Here is a 21270-nt window from a genome sequence, read left to right as displayed (position 1 = left end):
GAGCCTTCAGCAGCTCATCAATCGAACCAAAATACTGGCGAAGCAGGAGTGCTTCCCTCATGGCACGGACGGTCTTCTGCGAGGGTATCCGCACATGTTCGGGTTTTCGTTGAACCACCATCGAAATTACCTATTTCCAGACAATGCGACCTATTAGATGCGCTTACTCTGGCAGTCGATATCAGCTCATTCGCAGTAAACTCTGAGACCTGTCCGTAAAAATTGCGGGCAAAAGGCATCCTTCACGTCAGTCGTTTCCCTTGGAAAATCCCCCCAAAAGCACCCAAACCGTGCACTTTTTTTGACCCCAATCACCCCCGCGTCACCAAAAACCCCGATCCTGTGTCAGCCTCCAGCCATCGGCAGGGACATCAATTCGCTACTAATTGCGCGACAACTATGCTCAGGTACAGGAATATAGCCGGCAAATGGAGCCGTTCAGGCCGTCACGTACACAACAATACCCAGCCCACTTCAGAGGGCATTACCCATGGATAGCAGAACCTTACGCAACCTCATGCGCATCGTGCAGACCGGCTCGTTGTCGGCCGCAGCCGAGCATTCGTGCCTGACTGTGCAGGCCCTGGCCGCGCAGTTGAACAAGGTCGAAGAACAGTTCGGTTTCCGCTTGTTTCGCCGCTCCAACAAGGGCCTGACGCTGACGCCGCAAGGCACCGAGCTGACGCCCTATATGGACAGAGTGCTGATAGCCACGCGGCAGATGGAAGAGAAAGTCGAGGCGTTGAAGGTACCGGGACAGCGCACGTTGAAAGTAGCGTTGAACACCACGCTGGACCCGGACTTCAACCGGCGACTGATCGGACGTCTGATCGATGTGTTCCCCGACTATCAGATGGAATTCAGCTACGCCGAGTCGATGGAAAATCTCAGCAAGCTGAAGAACGAAGACTTCGACCTCGCGGTGCTGATCGGCCCGCAGCGTCCGGGGTTGCCGAGCATTGTCCTGCCGGAAGTACAGGTGCAGGTGGTCGGCGCTCATTGCGGTCAGGAGAACGATCCGCTGACGTTGCTTGGCAACAAGTTTCAGGTACGTCCTGCAGAAGATTGCCCGTATTCCCACAGCTTTTTGCGTTTTCTCGACGCCGGGCTGGGCAATCACGAGAACAGTCAGCGGACGATTTATTCCTGCAGCGAAACGCTGACACTGTCGCTCATCACGCAGATGGATGCCGTCGGCATGGTCTCTCGCGAGGCCGCGCAGAAGAACGGCCTGACGATTTTCCCCGGGTTCGAGGATTTCCTCGAAGTGCGCCTGGCGGTGAACAACCCGGATCTGTCCGGCCAGGCGTTGAACGACGTGGTCGATCTGCCGCTACATGAACGAGCCGAGCGCAATGTACGCAGCCGTCCCAACCGCCACACTGAGAAAGAGGTTTTTGCTGAAATACGCACATAACAGCGTCGGAATCGCTGCATAGAATTCCGGGCGGTCGAGCTGTATGTGCTGATCCTTGATCAACAAGGGTGTCAGGCTGATCGCAGCGACGATCGCCACCGGCAGGTATTCCAGTGCCCGGGCGACGAAGGGTGGCCAGTGCTCGGTGTTGACCTGCAACGGTAGCGCCCGTGGCAGAAAGGTCACGGCCATCATCAGCGCGACCACCAGAATCAGGAACGTTTGGTCAGGCATACACCCACTCCGCAGCCCACAAACGTGGCGATGAAAACGTTGAACGGCGAGCTGCCAACCAGGCTCAGAGCGCCCATGCAGACCACAGCGGCCAGGGCGGCGATGAGTTTGTTGCGGGTGTTGCACAGCGAGACCAGCACGTAGAGCATCATCGCGGTCAGCGCGTAGTCGAGCTGGTATTTGATCAGATGCGACGCGTACTGCGCACATAAGGCCCCGAGCAATCCGCCGATCACCCAGGAGGTGTGGCAGAACAGGTTGAAGCCGATCAGATAACGGATGTTCACCGGCGCCCCGGTGCCGAGCTTGACGCTGTGGAAGGCGAACGATTCATCGGTCAGGCCGCCGGCGTAGCACCAGCGCTCCATGCGGCTCAGGCCCAGTGCCCGCAGGGCCTTCGCCATGTAGACCGACATCAGCATGTGCCGCGCGTTGATCAGAAACGTGGTCAGAACGATGGTGGTCAGCGACGCCCCGCTGCTGATCAGTGCCAGCGCTGCGAATTGCGAGGCCCCGGCATACACGAACAGACACATTGCCACCGGCAGCCACAGCGGCAGCCCGGCGTTGACCGCCATCAGCCCGAACACGAACGACACGGTGAAATAACCGGCCACCACCGGGCTGGCTTCGGCAAACGTGCGCGACGGCTGACGGTCGACCATCAGCGGCGCACTGCCGGATGTTTCATTCATAGATCCCTCTCAAATGTCCGTTCGCCGTGAGGCTCGCAAAAACCCTGGGCAGTCCAGAAACGCTTGCCCGCGAGGTTAGCATCGTCGACGAACAGAAACATCCGTAGCACACCGACCCGTTTCATGTCGGCCGACGCCGCTTCCACCAGTCGCTGGCCGACGCCCTGGCTGCGATAACGCAGGCTGACCGCCAGATGGTTGATGGTGCCGCGACTGCCGAGCATGCCGCCCAGCACCGCCCCGACGATCTCGCCTGCGACATCGAAGGCCAGATACGCCGTAGTGGTTTTCTGGATCAGCACACCGCGCAGGCATTTGGCGTCCTGCCATTCGCAGAACGACACTTCGTCGAACTGGCGGAAGAAACGCTCCATGCGCTGCGCATCCTTGGCCGTCGCGCGCCGCAGCACCACCGGCGTCGAGCATTCGACGCCGTCTATTTGGGTGATCTGATTAGCGAACAATGTCGAAAGCGGTCCCGGGCCGCGAGAAAGAAATCGCCAGAATCTGCCGGTACGCCATGGCATGGGAGTGGGTGTTGCGCGCCGGTGTCACGTAGTGGCGCATGTCGCGGTCGAGGAAGTAAGTGGTGTCGAGAATTTCCTGGTAGGTGGTCGACGCCAGTTGCTGCTCGTGAATGTCGTACAGGCGACTTTCGGCACCCTCGACATTGTTGCGGCCCCAGAAGTGCACACCGCTGAACGGATAACCGTCGCAGTGAATGCCTTCCGGCGTGATTTCAAGTTGTTTGCCGGGTTTGATCTCGATGCGGATCTGATGGATCTGGCATTGCCAGATTTCATCGTGCAACTCTTCCGGCAACACGCTTTTGTACACTTCGAAATCGGTGTCGATCAGGCTGCGCATCACCGGCGAGTCGATGACTTCGTCCGAGAAGTCCTGGAAGTGTCGCACCACACCGCCCACGTACGCGTTGTTCTCCTTGGACTGCACGTACGCGCGATGTTCCAGCTGCTTCAGCTCGCGCGTCTTGGGGTTGTATTCGAAGTCGCTGTAACGACGGTAACGCATGCCGGCTTCGGCCTGACCGTAGTAACTGTCAGGCTCCATGTTTTCCCAACTTTTGGTCAGTCTGACGAAGTCGGCGAAATGACCGTAGAGATTGAAGTCAGCACCCTGCACGTTGGCGTACTTGTCGCGCCGTAGCGATTCGCCCACTTCTCTGGTTAAAACGATCATTACCAAATTCTCCGCTGCATTGAGCGGCCTAATCTATTAGGTGGAGAATTTGCGTCCATGAGAAAGAATTTCAGGCATTTAAAGCCCTGTTTGAAACGCGGTTTGAAACGGCCTGAAAGTGCATTTCAAATGACAAAAACACGGGTTTTCATGTTTTTTTCAGAAAAACCGTCAAAAAAAAACCCCGAACCAGTCGGGGTTTTTTACCGCGTTTCGCGGGTTCAGCCGATCATCAGAAGACGTTGATCGGGTAATCCACGAACACACGCACTTCGTTGCCACCGACGTTGTAATCGCTGGACTTCTGCGACACGCGCAGGATCGAGCTGCGCACCTTCACGCTCAGGTCTTTGGCCGGGCCGCTTTGCACGACGTACTTGAACTGGTTGAAGATTTCGCGCTCGGTGCCACCGGTGCTGGTGTCTGTGGTGATGTTGTCGCCACGCACGTATGCGAAGTTATAGCTCAGACCCGGCACACCGAATGCGCCGAAGTCCAGGCCGTAGCCCAACTGCCAGCTGCGCTCGTCTTCTGCGTTGAAGTCCGACCAGTAGGAGTTGGCCAGGTAGATGGTGTTGCCGCCATCACCCTGACGTGCACCGGCGTTCTGATAGCCGCCGTACGGATAACCCAGGTTGCTGTCGCCGGTGCTGCGCTGGTGAGCCACGGTGAACGAGTGCGGGCCAGTGGCGAAAGTAGCTGCCAGGCTCCAGATCTTGTTGTCCTGGCCGCCGGAGTTTTTGAGTTCGGCGTAAGACTTGTCCAGCTTGGTGCGATAGCCGTTGAAGTCCAGGGTCAGGGACTGATCCTTGTCGATCGGGAACACGTAGTTGGCGTTCACGTACTGCTTCTTCATCACGTCTTCGACGTCGGACGCGTACAGCGCAGCCTTGAACTGTTCGGTGAACTGGTAGCTACCGCCCAATACGTTGATCGACTTCAGACCACCGCTGTCACGGCCTTCAGCACTTTTGCGCGATTCGGCGGTGAAACGACCGGCATCCAGTTGCAGGCCCTTGATCTCTTTGGAGGTGATCAAAGTACCGGTGTAGCTTTCCGGCAGCAGACGCGAGTTGTCGTAGTTCAGCACCGGCAGGGCCGGCATCTGGTCGCCGTAGGTCAGGGTGGTGCTGGACAGACGGAATTTCACCGCTGCGCCGCCCTTGGACAGGTCGTCAGCCGCGTTGCCGCTGTCACCCTGCTTGAAGAAGTCGATACCGCCAGCGCCGCTGCGACCCTTGCCGCCGTCCAGACGCAGTGCGTACAGACCGAATGCATCCACACCCACACCGACAGTGCCCTGGGTGAAACCGGACGAGAACGTACCGATGGCCGCCTGGCCCCACTCGGCTTTGTCCTGGGTGCGGTCTTTGTAGTCACGATTGATGTAGGCATTGCGCAGCAGCACTTTCAGGCTGCTGTCTTCCACAAAACCCTTGGACTCGGCCTGGTCGTTAGCCATGGCCTGAGTGGCGCTCAACATCCCCAATGCGATCAGACTGATCCGCTTGTTCAACATTTTGTTTTCCTTATTACGGGTTGAAACGCGCTGTGTCGAACGGCTGAAACGGCGCTTGATGCACTCTTTTATTCACCCCGAAACAAAAAGGCCCGCTCAAGACAATGTCATGGCGGGCCTGCTCCTGATTTTGAGTCATGGCGGTTAGCCACAGGCGTTGGGCCGAATCGTAGCCGCGCCCTGAACAATGTGTCAATTTCAAGAATCGTCTTTAAATAGGCAAAAATCGTCTAATAAAAGTAAATTTTTCGAAAGCTTCGTGCGGGGAAATGCCTGTAGTCAGGGATTTGATGCCCAGTCATGCACAACCGTCGAGGCCACAGACCGGTAAAGCTTGCGCGTCGGGTGCCGACGGAATCGACTCGCTCAACCATTGTGCAAACGCCTGCGGTTTGCCGAGCCACGGGCCGATATCGATCAGGGTGAACTGGCCGTCCTGTTCCAGCGCGAAGGTCGGAAAGCCCTGGCCCCCGAGTTTCGCCAACAGTGCGCGGCTGTTCTTTATGTGTTGATCGGTGTCGGTTGTTTGCAGTGTCTTGCGGAAAGTGTCCGCCTCGTAGCCCAGTGCTACCGCGCATTCCACCAGCACGGCCTCATCGGCAATTCGCCGGCCTTCTACATAGTGTGCGGTTTGCAATCGACCAAGCAGTTCCAGGCCTCGTCCATCGATGTTTTCTGCTGCCATGACTGCCGCAATCGGTGGCGCGGAATCAAATACCGCCGTGTGATCACGCAACAGGCCTTCGAAATAGGCTTCGCCGAACGGCTGTCCGGTGTATTCGGCAATGCGACGGTCGTGGGGCATCACGTAATTGCGCAGTTGCGGTGAAACGCTCTGGCGATTGGCACCGGTCATCATGCCGCCCGCGTGGGCGATAACCGGCAGCACTTGCTGGGCGGCCTGTACCAGCGGTTTGGCGCCATAGCACCAGCCGCACAGAGGGTCGTAAATGTAGTGAAGGATCATCTGAAAGCTCCGGGAAATCGATGGCAGCCACGTTAGTCCCTCGGCGGTTGCGGAAAAACGCCGGAATGGCTTTCAGTCTGTTTCGGCAATCGGTCGAATGCAGTCGTTATCCGCTCAGATACAAACCAGAAACAAATTGACACAATCAAACCACGGAACCTTTCACGAATAATTAACGAGAGCAAATGCAAAGCATTACCATTCGCGCGCTCGAATTCTTCCACCCTTTCGGATGCGCTTTTCAATGCCTGCCCCGTTCCGTCTCACGCCCGTCACGCTTGGGCTTTCTGCCTTTTTGTCCTCCGGTTTCGCTTACTCTGCGACCGAGCTCCCCGCTACTTCGATCAGTGCCGAAACGCAGGTCGACGACCCACGCGTAAAAGTCAGCAACACCGCGACCCGCACGTCCACCCCGGTGCGCTACGTGCCGCAGGCGATCGATTCGATCAAGACCGCCAACGTCGCGGATTACGGCATCAATGACATCGAAGACGCCCTGAGCGGGATTCCCAACGTCAGCGGCGGAGGCGACACGCGCTTCGACAGCCTGCGCATTCGTGGTTTCGATGCCAGCAACGACTTCTATCTGGACGGCATCCGCGACGACAGCCAGTACAAGCGCGACCTGCACAACATCGAACGCGTTGAGGTACTCAAAGGCCCGGCCGCTGTGCTGTACGGCCGTGGCAGCCAGGGCGGAATCGTCAATCGCGTCAGCAAGGCACCCGAGGCCGGCCGCCGCTCGACCATCGAGGCCCAGGGCGGCAGCGAAGATCTGCGCAGCCTGTACGCCGACCTCAGCGCCGACCCGAGCGAGAACATCAGCCTGCGCCTGAACATGGGCAACATGGACGAGAACAGCTTCCGCGACGGCGTCAGCGGCAACCGCAAACTGTTCGCACCGTCGATGAGCTGGCAGCTCACGCCTGACCTCAACTGGCTGGTGCAATACGAATACAGCCGCTACAACCGCACGCCGGATCGCGGCATTCCCGGGGTCGGTGGACGTCCGGCCGATGTCGGCCGGGATACGACCTACGGTAACGATCACGACTTCATCGACGACAAGACGCAATCCCTGCGTTCCCGACTCAGCTATGAACTCAACGACAACTGGCAACTGCGCCACACCCTCGGTGTGTTCAAGCTCGACAGCGATTTCGACAACACCTACCTCACCAACTTCGACCCGAAAAACAACAAGGTCATCCGCCAGCACTGGCAACAGGATCTGACCACTCGCAATGTCTACAACAACGTCGAGCTGGAAGGTGGATTCGACACCTTCGGTCTCGAGCATCGCCTGTTGACTGGCATCGAGACCGGCAGCCAGCGCCGCGACCCGACGCTGTACAACGCTGTAACCTCCGGACGCGGCAGCTCCGCAGTGCCATCGCTGGATCTGTACAACCCCGATCGCAATCTGCGCCACACCGGTCGGATGCAGGTGTCGAGCAGCAGCCACACCGAAGTCGAAAGCCGCGCGATCTACGTTCAGGATCAACTGCGCCTGAACGATCAATGGCAACTGCTCGCCGGCTTGCGCTACGACACCTTCGACATCGAGTCGACCAACAAGCTGCGCAACATTTCCGAGGATCGCGACAGCCACAGCACCAGCCCGCGTTTCGGCGTGGTCTGGACACCGTTGCAGAATCACTCGTTCTACGCGTCGTGGACCAAGACCTTCTCGCCGGTCGGCGGCGGTCTGATCGGTATCACCCCGGGCGTGGCCGGCAACAGCAATGACCTGAGCCCTGAGCTGACCAAGCAGAAGGAAATCGGGGTCAAGAGCGACTGGCTCGACGATCGCCTGAGCACCACCCTGGCGATCTACGAGCTGGAACTCTACAACCGCCGCACCACCGACCCGGTCGATCCGACTCTGACCGTGATGAGCGGTTTGCAACGCTCGCGCGGGATCGAACTGACCGGCACCGGCAACATCGTCGGCAACTGGTATGTACGCGGCGGCGTCGGTGTGCAGGACGCGACCATCGAGAAGGACAACAACGGCCTGGAAGGCAAACGCGTCAACAACGTGGCCAAGCGTAACGGCAGCCTGTTCCTGACCTGGAAACCGGAGATGGGCTGGTACGGTGAAACCGGCCTGACCCTGGTCGGCCAGCGTTACGCCGACAACGCCAACACCACCGTGTTGCCGGGCTACGGGCGCTGGGACGCGCTGGTCGGCTACCGGCACAAGGACTGGGACCTGCGCGCAGCGTTGAACAACATCACCGACCGCGAGTATTACGCTTCGGCTACCAGCGCCTTCCAGATCCAGCCAGGCGCGCCGCGCAGCCTGGTCATGACCGGCACCTACAGCTTCTGATTCGCGCCCATAAAAAAAGCGCTGCCATCCCGGCAGCGCTTTTTACAATCCTTGTTTGTTCTTCTTATCCTTCCATCACATCCCAAAGTGCGTCCAGTTCGGCCTCGCTGAACAGGCCAGCGGGGTAACGCTCGATCATCATCCGGCGCGGATCAGGTTCCCTGATCTGACGCGTTCCATTGGACTTCAACCAGTGCGCGACAATCTGGAGCGACTCACTATTTACAGCCATGGGATGCAACGTCCGCTCGCTGATTACGTTCACTTCGGCGTTCATTTCAGCGCTCTCTCCCCGTTCGTGAGCGGCTAAGTTATCCAAGGTTTATGACAGAACTGTTGAAGTTCTCCCCCTCCCTAGTGCGTCATGAGCGATACAAGAGCTATGCCAACGTAATCAAATTGTCGACCAGCGGACATAAAGAAACCCGCAGTCCTGACGGGCTGCGGGTTTCTCTTCAAGCGTGGGCAACAAATGACTGCCCGGTCGATTTTCCAATCAACTCAAGCTGTTACATCCGCACTCACTCTTTGTGCGGCGCGGGCTGCTGTTGGGTAAGGCAGTGAATGTTGCCGCCCCCCAGTAACAGTTCGCGACCCGGCACCATCACCACTTCGTGTTGCGGGAACAGCTTCTGCAGAATCTCCCGGGCCGGAGCGTCCATCGGGTCGTCGAAGCTTGGCGCGATGATGCCGCCGTTGACGATCAGGAAGTTCACGTAGGAACCGGCCAGACGCACGCTCGGATTGCGCTCCTGAGTGCCGTCCACCGGGTCCACGCCCGCGCATTCCTCTTCGGTGGCAAACAGCGGCCCCGGGATCGGCATCTTGTGCACCGTGAACGGGCGGCCCTTGGCGTCGGTGCTGCTTTCCAGCACTTTCATCGCGGCCTGGCAGCGCGGGTAGTTCGGATCCTGCGGATCGTCGGTCCACGCCAGCAGCACTTCGCCAGGGCGCACGTAGCAGCAGAAGTTATCCACATGGCCGTCGGTTTCGTCGTTGAACAGGCCATCCGGCAGCCAGATGATCTTGTCCACCGACAGGTTGTCGCGCAGCACCGCTTCGATTTCTTCGCGGCCTAGGTGCGGGTTGCGATTGCGGTTGAGCAGGCATTCCTCGGTGGTGATCAGCGTGCCTTCGCCGTCGACGTGAATCGAGCCGCCTTCCAGCACAAAGCCCTCGGTGCGGTAGCGCGGGCTGCGCTCGATTTCGAGGATCTTGCCGCCGACCTGGGAATCGCGGTTCCACGGCGAATACAAACCGCCGTCAAAACCGCCCCAGGCGTTGAAGTCCCAGTTCACACCGCGCACTTCACCACTGTTGTTGATGACGAAAGTCGGACCGCTGTCGCGAACCCAGGCGTCATCGCTGGACATTTCGACCACGCGGATATTCGGCACGTCGAGACGAGCGCGAGCATTTTCGTACTGGCCAGCGGACACCGCCACGGTCACCGGTTCGAAACGCGCGATGGCCTTGGCCACCGCAGCGTGGGCGGCCTGCGCCGGCTTGCCGCCCAGACGCCAGTTGTCCGGACGCTCAGGCCAGATCATCCAGGTCTGGGTTTGCGGTGCCCATTCGGCCGGCATGTAGAAGCCATCGGCGCGTGGGGTACTTTTCAAGGTGGTCATGTCGATCAGGACTCCAGGGAACGGTCGAGGTTGTTCAACGCGCCGAACAGGTTTGGACGACGGACGATGGCGACTTTATAAACGATAAATATCGACTTTAAAAGCTAAAAACAAATACCGAGTTTTGTTTTTACCGATTAATACCGATAGAAATCGGCATTAATCGAACTACAACAGGCTCAGAGGCCTTCTTCCAGCACCTTCGACAGCATGTCGACAAAGAAATCCACGCTTTGGCGCGAAGTGACCATCGGCGGTTTGATCTTGAGGATGTTCAGGTCATCGCCGGTCGGCTGCATGAAGATCCCCAGCTCTCGCAGACGATCGCACAGCAGCGTGGTTTCTTCGGTCGCCGGCTCCAGGGTCTGCCGATTGCGGATCAATTCGACCCCCAGATAGAACCCCGAGCCATGCACCGCGCCGACCAGCGGATGTTTATCGATCAACGCCTCCAGCCGCTGCTTGAAGTGCCCGCCGACGACCTGAGCGTTTTCCCAGAGCTTTTCTTCCTCCATGACATCGAGCACCGCCATACCGACCTGGCAACTCACCGGGCTGCCGCCGGCGGACGAGAAGAAGTAACCCTCAGCCTCCAGCGCTTCGGCGATTTCCCGACGGGTGATCACCGCACCCAATGGCTGGCCGTTGCCCATGCCTTTGGCCATGGTGATGATGTCCGGCACCACGCCCTGCTCTTCAAAGCCCCAGAAGAAGTGGCCCATGCGCCCGTAGCCGACCTGTACCTCGTCGGCGATGCACACCCCGCCCCGGGCGCGCACCAGTTCATAGACTTTCTTGAGGTAGCCCGGCGGCAACGAGATCCCGCCCGCATTGCCGTAGACCGGCTCGCAGATGAACCCGGCCAACTGCCGTTTCTGTTCATCGATTTTGGCCAGGTTGTGTTCAACGCTGCGCACATAGTCCGGTGCCGAATCGGGGCCACGGAATTCGCCGCGATAGATGTTCGGCGCAGTCACCGGGTGCACCCAGTCCGGACGGCTGCTCAGGGCTTGCGGGTTATCGGCAATCGACGTCGATACCGCGTCCGCGCCGACGGTCCAACCGTGATAGGCCTCCAGCACACTGAGCATGTCGCGTCCGCCGCTGTAGGCCCAGGCTAGGCGAATCGCCAGATCGTTGGCCTCGCTGCCGCTATTGACCAGGAACACCCGATCCATGCCCTCCGGCGCCAGTTTCAGCAAGCGTTCGGAAAACTCCGCGACCGCCGCATAGTTGAAGCGCGAGTTGGTGTTGAGCAACGACCACTGCCGGCTCGCGACCGCCGCCATGCGCGGATGACCATGCCCGAGTACCGCAACATTGTTGAGCATGTCGAGGTAGGAGCGGCCCTGCATGTCGATCAGGTGATTGCGCCAGCCGCGCTCGATACGCGGCGGGTCGACGTAATAGTGTTTTTGAGTGCGGGCGAAACTGGCGTCGCGGCGGGCCAGCAGGGTTTTCGCGTCCAGCTCCGGCTCGGCGTCGCAGGCCAGGCCCAGCAGTGCTGCCGGTGATGGCGACAGCGCCTGCCACGCCGGCGCGCGGGTCGGCGTGCAGAACAGCGGCGCCTCCAGATGCGCATCGCGAAGCAGTTGCACGATCAACGGGCCATCCACCGTCCCCAGCACCTGACCTTTGACCAGCGCCGCACCGCCATGCAATGACGGCGTCACGCCCCAGAGGCGCAGGCTCAGTTGCGGGCCGTCGAGTCGCAGCGCACCGTCAGCCGACAGGTGCAGAACGCCGGCGAACGGCGCTTCGACCGCTGTCCCTTGAGGCACACGCAACTCAACGTGCAGCGGGAACGTCTCGGGCTCATCGGCGCTGTCAGGCCGGGTACGTGACAAACGGTACTGCCCGTATCGACTGGCAGCCAGGCCATGGATCGCGGCGGCTTCATTCAACAGGCGTTGATCGATGCCTGGCTGTTCCCAGTTACCCGCCTCGAAATGCACGCTCAATACACCCAGATCAATCAGCGCAAACTCGCGCCCCACCAGACCCGGCAACAATGGTGCGAAGCCTTCACTGTCGATGGCCGGCAATGCCTGCCCGACCGCCGAGAGAATCGCCGCCTCCATCAACGCCAGCGGTACCGACGCGGCGACCCGGAAGATCTCCCATTCGTGGGTGAGGTTGTCGCGACTGTAGGTATTGCCCGGATCGATGCTGACCTGTTGCTCGCCACTGAGCACCAGCACCGCTGCCCGCGCCACGATCAGCGACCACAGCGCCTGCAATTCTTCGGGTTGCAGCGGATTGACCGAGTGATAGGCCTGCACGGCCGGCAGGATCACGAACGGATCACCCCCGGCGTGATGCAGCAACGCGGCACAGGTGACCGACAGGTCAGTGATCCGCCAAGTGCGGACCAAATCACCGAAATCGATGACACCCTGCAACTGCCAGTGCCGCCGGGCATCACGCTGCCAGACCACGTTGTCATCGGTGATGTCCATGTGGATCGCCTGCACCGGCAGCTTTTCCAGCAACGGCTGCAGACGGCGACGGGCCTGCTCGGCGGCCTCGGCAATCAATGCGCGCTGGTGCTGATCCCCGATCACCGGCAACAGATGCTCGATCAACGCACTGGCGTGGCGTGCGTCCCACTGCAAGGTGCGTTCGAGTCCGGGATGGTCGAACCCGGCCAGGGCCAGGTCCATTTCGCCGCAGAGCCGGCCGAACCCGGCGACGACTTCGTGGCCAAGATGATCGAGCGCGGTCAGCGGCTGACCTTCGATGTAATCGAGCAGCCGCACGTGCACCGCTTCACCGCCGATCTCCAGCGACAACAGGTCCTGGCCGTCATTGGCCGGGATGACCCGGGGAACATGGACATCGCAATGTTCAGCCAAATACTTCAGGCCGGCGTGCTGGGCCTGCAGCTCCACCAGCGAATAGTCGCCCCGGCAGATCTTCAGCACGAACCACCCACGCTCACTGTCCACGCGATAGTTGAGGTCCTGTTGGCTGCCCAGCGCCTGCAACGTGCCGCTCAGCCCGTAATGCTGCGACAGAACCTGCAAGGCCTGCTCTGCAGTGACCTGTGGGCCTGGAAGACTGGCGCGGTGAATCAACGTGGCGAACGACATGGAACGACCCCTGAAATTTTATTAGGCGCTTATATCGCCACTGCTTCCGGCGATAAGCAACCCCCGACCATCCGTCCCTCTGCCTGTGGAGACGAGGGCATTTTACAAGTCTGCACTCGTACCCTTTGGTACTTTGCGCAAGAATGTCGGCCATCCGTACCAGCCACTGGAAAACATTCATGAATGTAATCACCACCGACCTGCCCGGCGTTCTGATCATTGAACCCAAGGTATTTGGTGACGAACGCGGTTTCTTCTACGAAAGCTTCAACGCCAGGGCCTTCCACGATGCAACCGGTCTGAGCCCGCTATTTGTCCAGGACAACCATTCCCGCTCGCAAAAAGGCGTCCTGCGTGGTTTGCATTACCAGCTGGAAAACACCCAGGGCAAGCTGGTCCGCGTCACGGCCGGTGAAGTGCTCGACGTGGCCGTCGATATCCGTCGCAGCTCGCCGCACTTCGGCAAATGGGTCGCCGTACGTCTGTCCGCCGGCAATCACCGTCAGCTGTGGGTGCCGGAAGGCTTCGCCCATGGTTTCGTGGTACTGAGCGAATTCGCTGAATTTCTCTACAAGACCACTGACTACTACACCCCGTCGGCCGAACGCAGCATTCGCTGGGACGACCCGGATCTGGACATCGACTGGCAACTGGACGAAGCCCCGAAACTGTCAGCCAAGGATCAGACAGCGGTGTTGTTCAAGGATGCCGACGTCTTTTCCTGAAGTGCCCCGAGCCTAGGCATAATGCGCCTGTATCCACAGGCGCTCGATGCTCATGACTCCGACCCTTCCCCGTCGCCCCCGCTGGCGCAGCCTCGCCCTGCTGGCCCTGTGCCTGGCTCCACTGCTGTGGCCGCTGCAACATCTGGCCGAGCGCTATTACCGCAGCGAACTGATCGGGCAGAACCGCCAGACGCTCGACCTCTACGTCGCCAACCTGCTGGGCACCTTGCATCGCTACGAAGTGCTGCCACAGATCCTCGGGGACCTGCCGGCCCTGCGGGCGATCATCGGTGCGCCGGACGACGGCGTCACCCAGGGCAACGCCAACCGCCTGCTGAAGAACATCGCTTCCCAGACCGGCGCCGAAGTCATGTACCTGATGGACACCACGGGTCGAACGCTGGCGGCGTCGAACTGGGACAAGCACGACAGTTTCGTCGGGCGCAATTTCTCGTTCCGGCCTTACTTCAGCGAAGCCATGGCCGGTCGCTTGGGCCGCTTCTTCGGCCTTGGCACCACCTCTGCCAAGCGCGGCTACTTCTTCGCCGCGGCCGTGCGCAATGGCGAAAAAATCATCGGTGTGCTGGTGATCAAGGTCGATCTCGACCACACCGAAAGCCTGTGGGGCAAAACCCCGGAGCAACTGCTGGTGACCGATCACAACGGCGTGGTCATCCTTACGTCACGTCCGGAATGGCGATTCCGTTCAACCCGTCCGCTAAATGACAATGAACGCTCGGCAATCACCGCCATTCAGCCCTACCCCACTCGCTCACCGCGCCCATTGAACCTCAGCCCGACCGCCTGGCTGACCCAGACCCGGGACATCGAAGAAACCGGCTGGAGCGTCAGCATTCTGGCCCCGCGCACCCTGATCGACCGTCCGGTGCGCACCGTGGTGGCCGTCGGCGGCGCCACGTTGCTGGTGGTCATGTTATTGCTCGGTCTGATGATGCAGCGCCGTCGTCACTATCTGGAACGCATCGCTTTCGAAGCCAAGGCGCGACGGGAACTCGAAGGCCGGGTAGCCGAACGCACCAGCGATCTGGAAGGGCTCAACCGACGCCTGAAACAGGAAGTGCTGGAACGCGAACAGGCCCAGCAGGAACTGGTCCGGGCCCAGGACGATCTGGTGCAGGCCGGCAAACTGTCAGCGCTCGGGACGATGTCGGCGAGCATCAGCCACGAACTCAATCAACCGCTGGCGGCGATCCGCAGTTACGCGGAAAACGCCGAAGTGCTGCTGGACCACCAGCGCACCGACGACGCTCGCGGCAACCTCAAGTTGATCAGCGAACTGACCGGGCGCATGGCGTCAATCATCGCTCACCTGCGCGCCTTCGCCCGCCGCGATCGCCACGCCCCGGAAAGCGTGGCCCTGCAACCGGCGCTGGACGATGCCTTGGCGCTGCTGGCCAAACGTCGCCGGAGCATGGATGTGGAGCTGATCCGCGACCTGCCTGCCGCAACCTTGTGGGTCGAGGCCGGGGAAACCCGTCTGCGCCAGGTCCTCGGCAACCTGCTGGCCAACGCCCTCGATGCCCTGACCGAAAAAGGCCCGCCGCGCAAATTGTGGCTGAGTGCCGAATCCACCGGCGAGGGCGTCAATCTGTACATTCGCGACAATGGTCCGGGTTTCTGCATGGAAGCCCTGGGCCGCGCCAGCGAACCGTTTTACACCACCAAGACCCGCACTCAGGGGCTTGGTCTGGGGTTGGCCATTTGCGAAACCCTGATGCGCGCCTTCGGCGGTGAACTGTCGTTCGCCAACCACAAGCAAGGTGGCGCCTTGATCACCCTGCGGCTGCGCGCCGGCGCGCCCGGGGTCAGCCTGCAACCGTCCGAGGATCGAAGTGCATGACCATCGACAACCGCATTCAGGTGGTGCTGATCGACGACGATCCGCACCTGCGTCAGGCCCTCGGCCAGACGCTGGATCTGGCCGGCCTGAAAATCCTTCCGCTGTCCGAAGCCAAGGGGCTGGCCGCGCAACTGGAGCGCGACTGGCCCGGCGTGGTGGTCAGCGACATCCGTATGCCCGGCATGGATGGTCTTGAGTTGCTCCATGAACTTCACGCTCAGGATCCCGAGCTGCCCGTGCTGCTGATCACAGGCCATGGCGACGTGCCGTTGGCGGTGCAGGCCATGCGCGCCGGCGCCTACGATTTTCTGGAAAAGCCTTTCGCCAGCGACGCCCTGCTCGACAGCGTGCGCCGCGCACTGGCCCTGCGGCGTCTGGTGCTGGACAACCGCAGCCTGCGCATGGCCCTGAGTGACCGCAACGAACTTAGCGCCCGACTGGTCGGCCACTCGGCCCCGATGGCACGCCTGCGCGAGCAGATCGGCGCACTGGCCGCGACCAAGGCCGATGTCCTGATCCTCGGCGAAACCGGTGCCGGCAAGGAAGTCGTCGCCCGTGCGCTGCACGACCTGTCGAGCCGGCGTAACGGCCCGTTCGTGGCGATCAATGCCGGGGCACTGGCTGAGTCGGTGGTGGAAAGCGAGTTGTTCGGTCATGAGCCCGGTGCTTTCACCGGTGCGCAAAAACGCCGAATCGGCAAATTCGAATTCGCCAATGGCGGCACGTTGTTCCTCGATGAAATCGAAAGCATGAGCATGGACGTGCAGGTAAAACTGCTGCGCATGCTGCAAGAGCGAGTCGTCGAACGCCTCGGCGGCAATCAGTTGATCCCGCTGGACATCCGCGTCATCGCCGCGACCAAGGAAGACCTGCGCCAGGCCGCCGATCAAGGACGGTTCCGGGCGGACTTGTATTACCGCCTCAACGTCGCGCCGCTGCGCATCCCGCCACTGCGTGAACGGGGCGAAGACGCGCTGGTGCTGTTCCAGCACTATGCCGATGAAGCCAGCGCCCGCCACGGTCTGCCGCCCCACGAGCTGCAACCGGCGCAACGGGCGTTGCTGCTGCGTCACGCATGGCCGGGCAATGTGCGGGAATTGCAGAACGCGGCGGAGCGCTTCGCCCTCGGCCTGGAGCTGGCGCTGGACAACACTCAACCCGACGGCGGCAGCGCGACCATCGAGATCACCAGCGGTGGCCTCAGTGAACAGGTGGAACATTTCGAGAAGTCATTGATCGCCGCCGAGCTGGCCCGCTCGCACAGCTCGGTGCGCAGCCTCGCCGAAGCCCTGGGCATCCCACGCAAGACCCTGCACGACAAACTGCGCAAACACGGACTGAACTTCGCCGACAGCAGCAACCATGGAGACGAATCCGAATGAAGCACGACAGCCAATATCTGGAATCCGTCCTCCATCACGACATCCCTCTGACCCGGGACATGGGCCTCAAGGTGCTCGACTGGCACGAACAGCAACTGCGCCTGCATTTGCCGCTGGAGGCCAACGTCAATCACAAGAGCACCATGTTCGGCGGCAGTCTGTATTGCGGCGCGGTGCTGGCCGGCTGGGGCTGGCTGCACCTGCGTTTGAAGGAAGAAGGCATCGACGACGGACACATCGTCATTCAGGAAGGACAGATCAGTTATCCGCTGCCGGTAACCGGCGATGCCATCGCGATCTGCCCGGCGCCGAGTGCAGCCGTGTGGAAGAAATTCCTGGCGATGTATCAGCGTTACGGGCGGGCTCGATTGACCCTGCAGACGCGGATCGTCAATGCGGGCAGCGATGAGGGGGCGGTGACCTTCAGCGGGCAGTACGTGCTGCACCGCTGAGGTATGGGAGTGCGCTTACGAGCGGGCCAGCTCCAGCAGCTTCGCGCGCCATGCGGCTTTTGCTGGCAGCGCCAGGAAGAACTCGTTCAGCAGTGATTCCCGCGCCGGGTAACAGAACGCTTCACCGTTCAACCCCAGCACCTCACCACCCGCGCCTTCCAGCACGCCTTGCGCCGCCGCCGTGTCCCACTGGGATGTCGGTGCCAGTCGCGGATAACAATCTGCCGCGCCTTCGGCCAACAGACAGAACTTCAGCGAACTGCCGATGTTGGCCAGTTGCAACTCGCCAAGGCTTGCGCTCAATCCGGCCAGCAAGCGTTCCTGCTCCGGGCTGGAATGACGGCGGCTGGCGACCACGGTGAAAGCCTCGCCAGGGCCAGGCACGTCACGCACCCGAATCGCCACCGGCGTGCCGCCCGTATCGCCCCGCCAGGCACCGAGCCCGGCACCGCCGACGTAGTAGCGCCCATTGGTTGGCATCGAAACCACCCCGAACACCACGCGGCCATTTTCGATCAGGGCGATGTTGACGGTGAACTCTTCGCTGCCGCTGATGAACTCCTTGGTGCCATCCAGCGGATCCACCAGCCACCAGCGCTGCCAGCCGGCGCGCACGCCTTGCGGGATGTTGGCGTCTTCTTCGGACAGCACCGGGATGCTCGGATCCAGCGCCGTCAGGCCTGCGACAATCACATGGTGCGCGGCGATATCCGCCGCCGTCACCGGCGAATCATCGGACTTGGCGGTGACAGCCACATCGGCGCGCCAGAACGGCAGGATCGCCTCGCCAGCCCGCAGCGCCAGTTCAACCACCGGCGCCATCTTCGGATGGGGAAAACTCATCGACATCTCACTCATGACTGGAAAACGCCGCGCTGGGTCAGCAGATCGCGGGCCAGGTACAACGCCGCCAGGGCACGACCTTCGGAAAATTGCGGATTTTGCGCCAGCGCCGAGAGATCCCGCAGGTTGATCTTGTCCACCCGCATCGGCTCCGGCTCATCGCCTTCCAGTCGCTCTTCGTATAGATCGCTGGCAAGCACCACCTGGATTTTCTGGCTCATGTAACCGGGGGACAACGACAACTCGGTCAGGTGTTCCAGTTGCCGTGCACCGAAGCCCGCCTCTTCCTTGAGCTCACGCTCGGCCGCCGCCAGTACATCTTCGCCCGGCTCGATCAAGCCTTTGGGCAAGGACAATTCGTACTCGTCGGTACCGCCGCAGTATTCCTCGACCAGCACCGCGTGCTCGGCATCAAGCATGGCCACGATCATCACCGCGCCATAACCGGCGCCCTTGCCCACCAGCCGCTCGTAGGTGCGCTCCACGCCGTTGGAAAAGCGCAGCTTCAGCTCTTCGACGCAGAACAGACGGCTGGTGGCGACGATTTCCCGGGCGAGTACGGTTGGTTTCTGGCGCATGCAAAGCTCCTTGGCGTGAACGCGCTACTATAACGCGGCTTTTCCGATTGTTTGTGTCGGATATCTTTCTACCGTTCGAGACGTTGCCATGCCTTCATTACCGTGGTCCGACATCGATACCGTTCTGCTGGACATGGACGGCACGTTGCTGGATCTGCACTTCGACAATCACTTCTGGCTGGAACACCTGCCACAGCGCTACGCCGAACTGCATGGCGTGAGCCGGGCCATGGCGGAAATGGAATTGCAGCCGTTGTTCGAGCGCCATGCCGGTCAATTGCAGTGGTATTGCCTGGATTTCTGGAGCACGGAACTGAAGCTGTCGGTGCGCGAGCTGAAGCTGGAAACCGCTCACATGATCGCCCTGCGCCCCGACGCCGACACCTTTCTGGCCGCGATCAAACGGGCCGGTAAACGCGTAGTGATGATCACCAATGCGCACCGCGATTCACTGTCGCTGAAACTGGAACGGGTTGAACTGGCGCCCTACTTCGAGCGGCTGATCAGCTCTCATGATTACGGATTCCCCAAGGAGAACCCGCAGTTTTGGGATGCCTTGCAGGCGGATATCGGATTCGATCCGGCGCGCAGCCTGTTCATCGACGACACCTTGCCGATCCTGCGCAGTGCACGGGATTTCGGGGTGGCGCATTTGCTGGCAGTAAAGGAACCGGACAGTCGCAAGGGGCCGAAGGACACGGCGGAATTTGCGGCGGTCGAGGATTATCGGGATTTGCTTAAAGGGCTTTAGACCGCGCGGACTTCATCGCGAGCAGGCTCGCTCCCACAATTGAAAGGCATTCCAATGTGGGAGCGAGCCTGCTCGCGATTGCGGTTTCGAAAATTAATCAGGAATACGCAGCGTCTGCCCCGGATAGATCTTGTTCACATCCTTGAGCATTGGCTTGTTGGCCTCGAAGATCTTGTTGTACTGATTGGCGTTGCCATACACCGCCAGGGAAATCGCGCTGAGGGTGTCGCCCTTTTTCACCACCACAAAACGTGCGGCGGCCACCACCGGCCCGGTCACAGTGATCTGGTCATCGACACTGCCCACGCCTTCGATGTTGCCGACGGCCAGCAGAATCTTCTCTTTCTCTTCCTGGCTCGCCACCTCACCGGTGACCGTCACCTTGTCGCCGTCCACGGTGGCCTGGACATTCGGGTTACCCAACCCGACTTTGCTGATGTGTTCCTTCAACTGCTCACTGGCATTGGCGTTGCCGGGGGTCAGCAGGTCGATCAGCTTCTCACCCGCCTCTTTTACAAAGCTCAAAAGACTCATAGCGCACACTCCTTGATTTAAGTTCCAGACGCCCAAGCCTAGACCACCCCGAACCCCACCGGTTCCGGCCCGACCAATGACCCTGCCCCCGTGCAAGCGGTAGAATCGCCCACCCTTGCCAGCGCCCCGGAGCGAAGATGGACATCAAGCAGCTGAAATTCCTCATCGCCCTCGACGAAACCCGCCACTTCGGCCAGGCCGCCGCCCGCTGCCACATCACCCAGCCGACCCTGTCGATGCGCCTGCGCAGCCTCGAAGAAGAACTCGACCTGCCGCTGGTCAATCGCGGTCAGCGCTTCGAAGGCTTTACCGCACCAGGCGAGCGAGTGCTGGCCTGGGCCCGTACCGTGCTGGCGGCTTATGACGGCTTGCAGGCGGAAGCGGCGGCCTGTCGCGGCAACCTGATCGGCACCTTGCGCCTCGGGGTGGTGCCGCTGTCGAGTTTCGATCCGCTGCCGCTGATGCAACGCCTGCACGCTGCACACCCGGAGCTGCGTTTCGAACTGTCGGCACTGAGCTCCGAGCAGATCCTCGAACAATTGGCGGACAACCGGATCGACATCGGCGTGTCCTATCTGGATCGTCTCGACAACGAACGTTTCGAATCCCTGGCCTTCGACGAAACCCGCATGGGCCTGCTCTACGATCAGCGCTCCTTCAGTTTCGGCGAAGCACCGCTGAGCTGGCAGGCGCTGATCGAACTGCCGCTGGGCATGCTCACCAGCGGCATGCACTTTCGCCAGTCGATCGACCACAACTTCCATAGTCGCGGCCTGACACCGCAGCCACTATTGCAGACCGACGCCGTGCATCAATTGTTACAAGCTGTGCACGGCGGATTCTGCTGCGCGATCATGCCGCTGGACGGCGGCCTCGAAAGCCTCACCGATCACCTGCGGCTGCAGCCTATCGAAAACGCCCAGACCCTCGCCCGACTGGGGCTGATCATGCGCCGTGGCGCCCCGCGCTCGGCACTTGCCGAGGCCTGTTTCGCGCTGTATCAGAAATCGCCAGCGGCCGCTTGATCGACGGCATCTATCGATAGATCGACACTAGC

General features: G+C 60.7%; 20 protein-coding genes. 8 read left to right on the top strand and 12 right to left on the bottom strand.

What is annotated here, in order from left to right; translation table 11 throughout:
- Positions 1–490: 490 nt before the first annotated feature.
- Positions 491–1417, top strand: a complete 927-nt coding sequence (locus tag R1A29_RS00895; RefSeq protein WP_085712740.1) for a LysR family transcriptional regulator — start codon at positions 491–493, stop codon at positions 1415–1417.
- Here R1A29_RS00895 and R1A29_RS00890 read toward each other — a convergent pair.
- The 6 genes from R1A29_RS00890 to R1A29_RS00865 all read right to left on the bottom strand — a co-directional run bounded on the left by R1A29_RS00890 (position 1334) and on the right by R1A29_RS00865 (position 6032).
- Positions 1334–1651 (bottom strand): AzlD domain-containing protein, encoded by a 318-nt coding sequence (locus R1A29_RS00890; protein WP_007952614.1) that lies wholly within the window; start codon positions 1649–1651, stop codon positions 1334–1336. The genes R1A29_RS00895 and R1A29_RS00890 overlap by 84 nt on opposite strands.
- Positions 1630–2346 carry an AzlC family ABC transporter permease gene (locus R1A29_RS00885; protein ID WP_085608636.1) on the bottom strand — a complete coding sequence of 239 codons (717 nt, stop codon included), beginning with the start codon at positions 2344–2346 and terminating at the stop codon, positions 1630–1632. The genes R1A29_RS00890 and R1A29_RS00885 overlap by 22 nt, the downstream gene beginning before the upstream one ends.
- Positions 2343–2720: a GNAT family N-acetyltransferase gene (locus R1A29_RS00880; RefSeq protein ID WP_438302000.1), complete on the bottom strand. Its 378-nt coding sequence runs from the start codon at positions 2718–2720 to the stop codon at positions 2343–2345. The genes R1A29_RS00885 and R1A29_RS00880 overlap by 4 nt, the downstream gene beginning before the upstream one ends.
- A gap of 79 nt (positions 2721–2799) precedes the next feature.
- A complete protein-coding gene (locus R1A29_RS00875) occupies positions 2800–3546 on the bottom strand; it encodes a 2OG-Fe dioxygenase family protein (protein ID WP_085712739.1) in 747 nt (248 codons plus the stop codon).
- A gap of 232 nt (positions 3547–3778) precedes the next feature.
- Positions 3779–5065 (bottom strand): OprD family porin, encoded by a 1287-nt coding sequence (locus tag R1A29_RS00870; RefSeq protein WP_085712738.1) that lies wholly within the window; start codon positions 5063–5065, stop codon positions 3779–3781.
- Positions 5066–5363: 298 nt separating this feature from the next.
- On the bottom strand, positions 5364–6032 hold the full coding sequence (locus R1A29_RS00865; RefSeq protein WP_438300400.1) for a DsbA family protein: 669 nt from the start codon (positions 6030–6032) through the stop codon (positions 5364–5366).
- Between the two features lie 244 nt (positions 6033–6276).
- On the opposite strand from R1A29_RS00865, the gene R1A29_RS00860 reads away from it, so the two are divergent.
- Positions 6277–8367 carry a TonB-dependent receptor gene (locus tag R1A29_RS00860; protein WP_438300399.1) on the top strand — a complete coding sequence of 697 codons (2091 nt, stop codon included), beginning with the start codon at positions 6277–6279 and terminating at the stop codon, positions 8365–8367.
- A gap of 64 nt (positions 8368–8431) precedes the next feature.
- Here the strand turns inward: R1A29_RS00860 and R1A29_RS00855 are convergent, their stop codons facing one another.
- From R1A29_RS00855 to R1A29_RS00845, 3 genes are all read right to left on the bottom strand, one after another.
- Positions 8432–8644 carry a hypothetical protein gene (locus R1A29_RS00855; protein WP_065257771.1) on the bottom strand — a complete coding sequence of 71 codons (213 nt, stop codon included), beginning with the start codon at positions 8642–8644 and terminating at the stop codon, positions 8432–8434.
- 244 nt (positions 8645–8888) lie between these two features.
- Entirely contained in the window at positions 8889–9995 is a 1107-nt protein-coding gene (gene aguA / locus R1A29_RS00850; protein ID WP_119428634.1) for an agmatine deiminase, read from the bottom strand.
- 179 nt (positions 9996–10174) lie between these two features.
- The gene (locus R1A29_RS00845; RefSeq protein WP_438300398.1) at positions 10175–13087 is read right to left on the bottom strand and encodes an aminotransferase; all 2913 of its coding nucleotides are present in this window, start codon (positions 13085–13087) and stop codon (positions 10175–10177) included.
- Positions 13088–13266: 179 nt separating this feature from the next.
- Between R1A29_RS00845 and rfbC the strand changes: the two genes are divergently transcribed.
- Genes rfbC through R1A29_RS00825 form a run of 4 tightly spaced genes read left to right on the top strand, consistent with a single transcriptional unit; the run spans position 13267 to position 17507 of the window.
- Positions 13267–13812: a dTDP-4-dehydrorhamnose 3,5-epimerase gene (rfbC, locus tag R1A29_RS00840; protein ID WP_438300397.1), complete on the top strand. Its 546-nt coding sequence runs from the start codon at positions 13267–13269 to the stop codon at positions 13810–13812.
- Between the two features lie 52 nt (positions 13813–13864).
- Entirely contained in the window at positions 13865–15673 is a 1809-nt protein-coding gene (locus R1A29_RS00835) for a sensor histidine kinase (RefSeq protein ID WP_438300396.1), read from the top strand.
- Complete coding sequence (locus tag R1A29_RS00830) at positions 15670–17055, top strand: sigma-54-dependent transcriptional regulator (RefSeq protein WP_438300395.1); 1386 nt, start codon at positions 15670–15672, stop codon at positions 17053–17055. Before R1A29_RS00835 ends, R1A29_RS00830 begins: the two co-directional genes overlap by 4 nt.
- On the top strand, positions 17052–17507 hold the full coding sequence (locus tag R1A29_RS00825; RefSeq protein ID WP_438300394.1) for a YiiD C-terminal domain-containing protein: 456 nt from the start codon (positions 17052–17054) through the stop codon (positions 17505–17507). The genes R1A29_RS00830 and R1A29_RS00825 overlap by 4 nt, the downstream gene beginning before the upstream one ends.
- A 15-nt stretch (positions 17508–17522) precedes the next feature.
- On the opposite strand, the gene cysQ is transcribed toward R1A29_RS00825, so the two are convergent.
- Together cysQ and nudE are read right to left on the bottom strand one after the other, a co-directional pair.
- Positions 17523–18350: a 3'(2'),5'-bisphosphate nucleotidase CysQ gene (gene cysQ, locus R1A29_RS00820; RefSeq protein ID WP_438300393.1), complete on the bottom strand. Its 828-nt coding sequence runs from the start codon at positions 18348–18350 to the stop codon at positions 17523–17525.
- An 11-nt stretch (positions 18351–18361) separates the two neighbouring features.
- Positions 18362–18928 carry an ADP compounds hydrolase NudE gene (nudE, locus tag R1A29_RS00815; protein WP_438300392.1) on the bottom strand — a complete coding sequence of 189 codons (567 nt, stop codon included), beginning with the start codon at positions 18926–18928 and terminating at the stop codon, positions 18362–18364.
- An 88-nt stretch (positions 18929–19016) separates the two neighbouring features.
- Here nudE and yrfG point away from each other — a divergent pair, with 88 nt between their 5' ends.
- Positions 19017–19679 (top strand): GMP/IMP nucleotidase, encoded by a 663-nt coding sequence (yrfG, locus tag R1A29_RS00810; protein ID WP_438300391.1) that lies wholly within the window; start codon positions 19017–19019, stop codon positions 19677–19679.
- Positions 19680–19772: 93 nt separating this feature from the next.
- Here yrfG and lysM read toward each other — a convergent pair whose 3' ends face one another.
- Positions 19773–20213: a peptidoglycan-binding protein LysM gene (gene lysM / locus R1A29_RS00805; protein WP_065257779.1), complete on the bottom strand. Its 441-nt coding sequence runs from the start codon at positions 20211–20213 to the stop codon at positions 19773–19775.
- A gap of 137 nt (positions 20214–20350) precedes the next feature.
- On the opposite strand from lysM, the gene R1A29_RS00800 reads away from it, so the two are divergent.
- Positions 20351–21238, top strand: coding sequence for a LysR family transcriptional regulator (locus R1A29_RS00800; RefSeq protein WP_085712727.1), 888 nt, complete (start codon positions 20351–20353; stop codon positions 21236–21238).
- Positions 21239–21270: the final 32 nt, after the last annotated feature.

Source organism: Pseudomonas sp. NMS19W, from assembly GCF_051554255.1.
Lineage (GTDB): Bacteria > Pseudomonadota > Gammaproteobacteria > Pseudomonadales > Pseudomonadaceae > Aquipseudomonas > Aquipseudomonas kribbensis.
The sequence above is the reverse complement of the archived record's forward strand: the minus strand, read 5'-3'. Positions and strand labels throughout refer to the sequence as shown.

Bases quoted from the DNA above. Each gene is read 5' to 3' on its own strand.
- nudE (WP_438300392.1), bottom strand. From the start codon at position 18,928: ATGCGCCAGAAACCAACCGTACTCGCCCGGGAAATCGTCGCCACCAGC.
- R1A29_RS00885 (WP_085608636.1), bottom strand. From the start codon at position 2,346: ATGAATGAAACATCCGGCAGTGCGCCGCTGATGGTCGACCGTCAGCCG.
- lysM (WP_065257779.1), bottom strand. From the start codon at position 20,213: ATGAGTCTTTTGAGCTTTGTAAAAGAGGCGGGTGAGAAGCTGATCGAC.
- R1A29_RS00875 (WP_085712739.1), bottom strand. From the start codon at position 3,546: ATGATCGTTTTAACCAGAGAAGTGGGCGAATCGCTACGGCGCGACAAG.
- R1A29_RS00880 (WP_438302000.1), bottom strand. From the start codon at position 2,720: ATGGAGCGTTTCTTCCGCCAGTTCGACGAAGTGTCGTTCTGCGAATGG.
- R1A29_RS00830 (WP_438300395.1), top strand. From the start codon at position 15,670: ATGACCATCGACAACCGCATTCAGGTGGTGCTGATCGACGACGATCCG.
- R1A29_RS00860 (WP_438300399.1), top strand. From the start codon at position 6,277: ATGCCTGCCCCGTTCCGTCTCACGCCCGTCACGCTTGGGCTTTCTGCC.
- R1A29_RS00870 (WP_085712738.1), bottom strand. From the start codon at position 5,065: ATGTTGAACAAGCGGATCAGTCTGATCGCATTGGGGATGTTGAGCGCC.
- R1A29_RS00800 (WP_085712727.1), top strand. From the start codon at position 20,351: ATGGACATCAAGCAGCTGAAATTCCTCATCGCCCTCGACGAAACCCGC.
- R1A29_RS00835 (WP_438300396.1), top strand. From the start codon at position 13,865: ATGACTCCGACCCTTCCCCGTCGCCCCCGCTGGCGCAGCCTCGCCCTG.
- cysQ (WP_438300393.1), bottom strand. From the start codon at position 18,350: ATGAGTTTTCCCCATCCGAAGATGGCGCCGGTGGTTGAACTGGCGCTG.
- R1A29_RS00845 (WP_438300398.1), bottom strand. From the start codon at position 13,087: ATGTCGTTCGCCACGTTGATTCACCGCGCCAGTCTTCCAGGCCCACAG.
- aguA (WP_119428634.1), bottom strand. From the start codon at position 9,995: ATGACCACCTTGAAAAGTACCCCACGCGCCGATGGCTTCTACATGCCG.
- yrfG (WP_438300391.1), top strand. From the start codon at position 19,017: ATGCCTTCATTACCGTGGTCCGACATCGATACCGTTCTGCTGGACATG.
- R1A29_RS00890 (WP_007952614.1), bottom strand. From the start codon at position 1,651: ATGCCTGACCAAACGTTCCTGATTCTGGTGGTCGCGCTGATGATGGCC.
- rfbC (WP_438300397.1), top strand. From the start codon at position 13,267: ATGAATGTAATCACCACCGACCTGCCCGGCGTTCTGATCATTGAACCC.
- R1A29_RS00825 (WP_438300394.1), top strand. From the start codon at position 17,052: ATGAAGCACGACAGCCAATATCTGGAATCCGTCCTCCATCACGACATC.
- R1A29_RS00855 (WP_065257771.1), bottom strand. From the start codon at position 8,644: ATGAACGCCGAAGTGAACGTAATCAGCGAGCGGACGTTGCATCCCATG.
- R1A29_RS00865 (WP_438300400.1), bottom strand. From the start codon at position 6,032: ATGATCCTTCACTACATTTACGACCCTCTGTGCGGCTGGTGCTATGGC.
- R1A29_RS00895 (WP_085712740.1), top strand. From the start codon at position 491: ATGGATAGCAGAACCTTACGCAACCTCATGCGCATCGTGCAGACCGGC.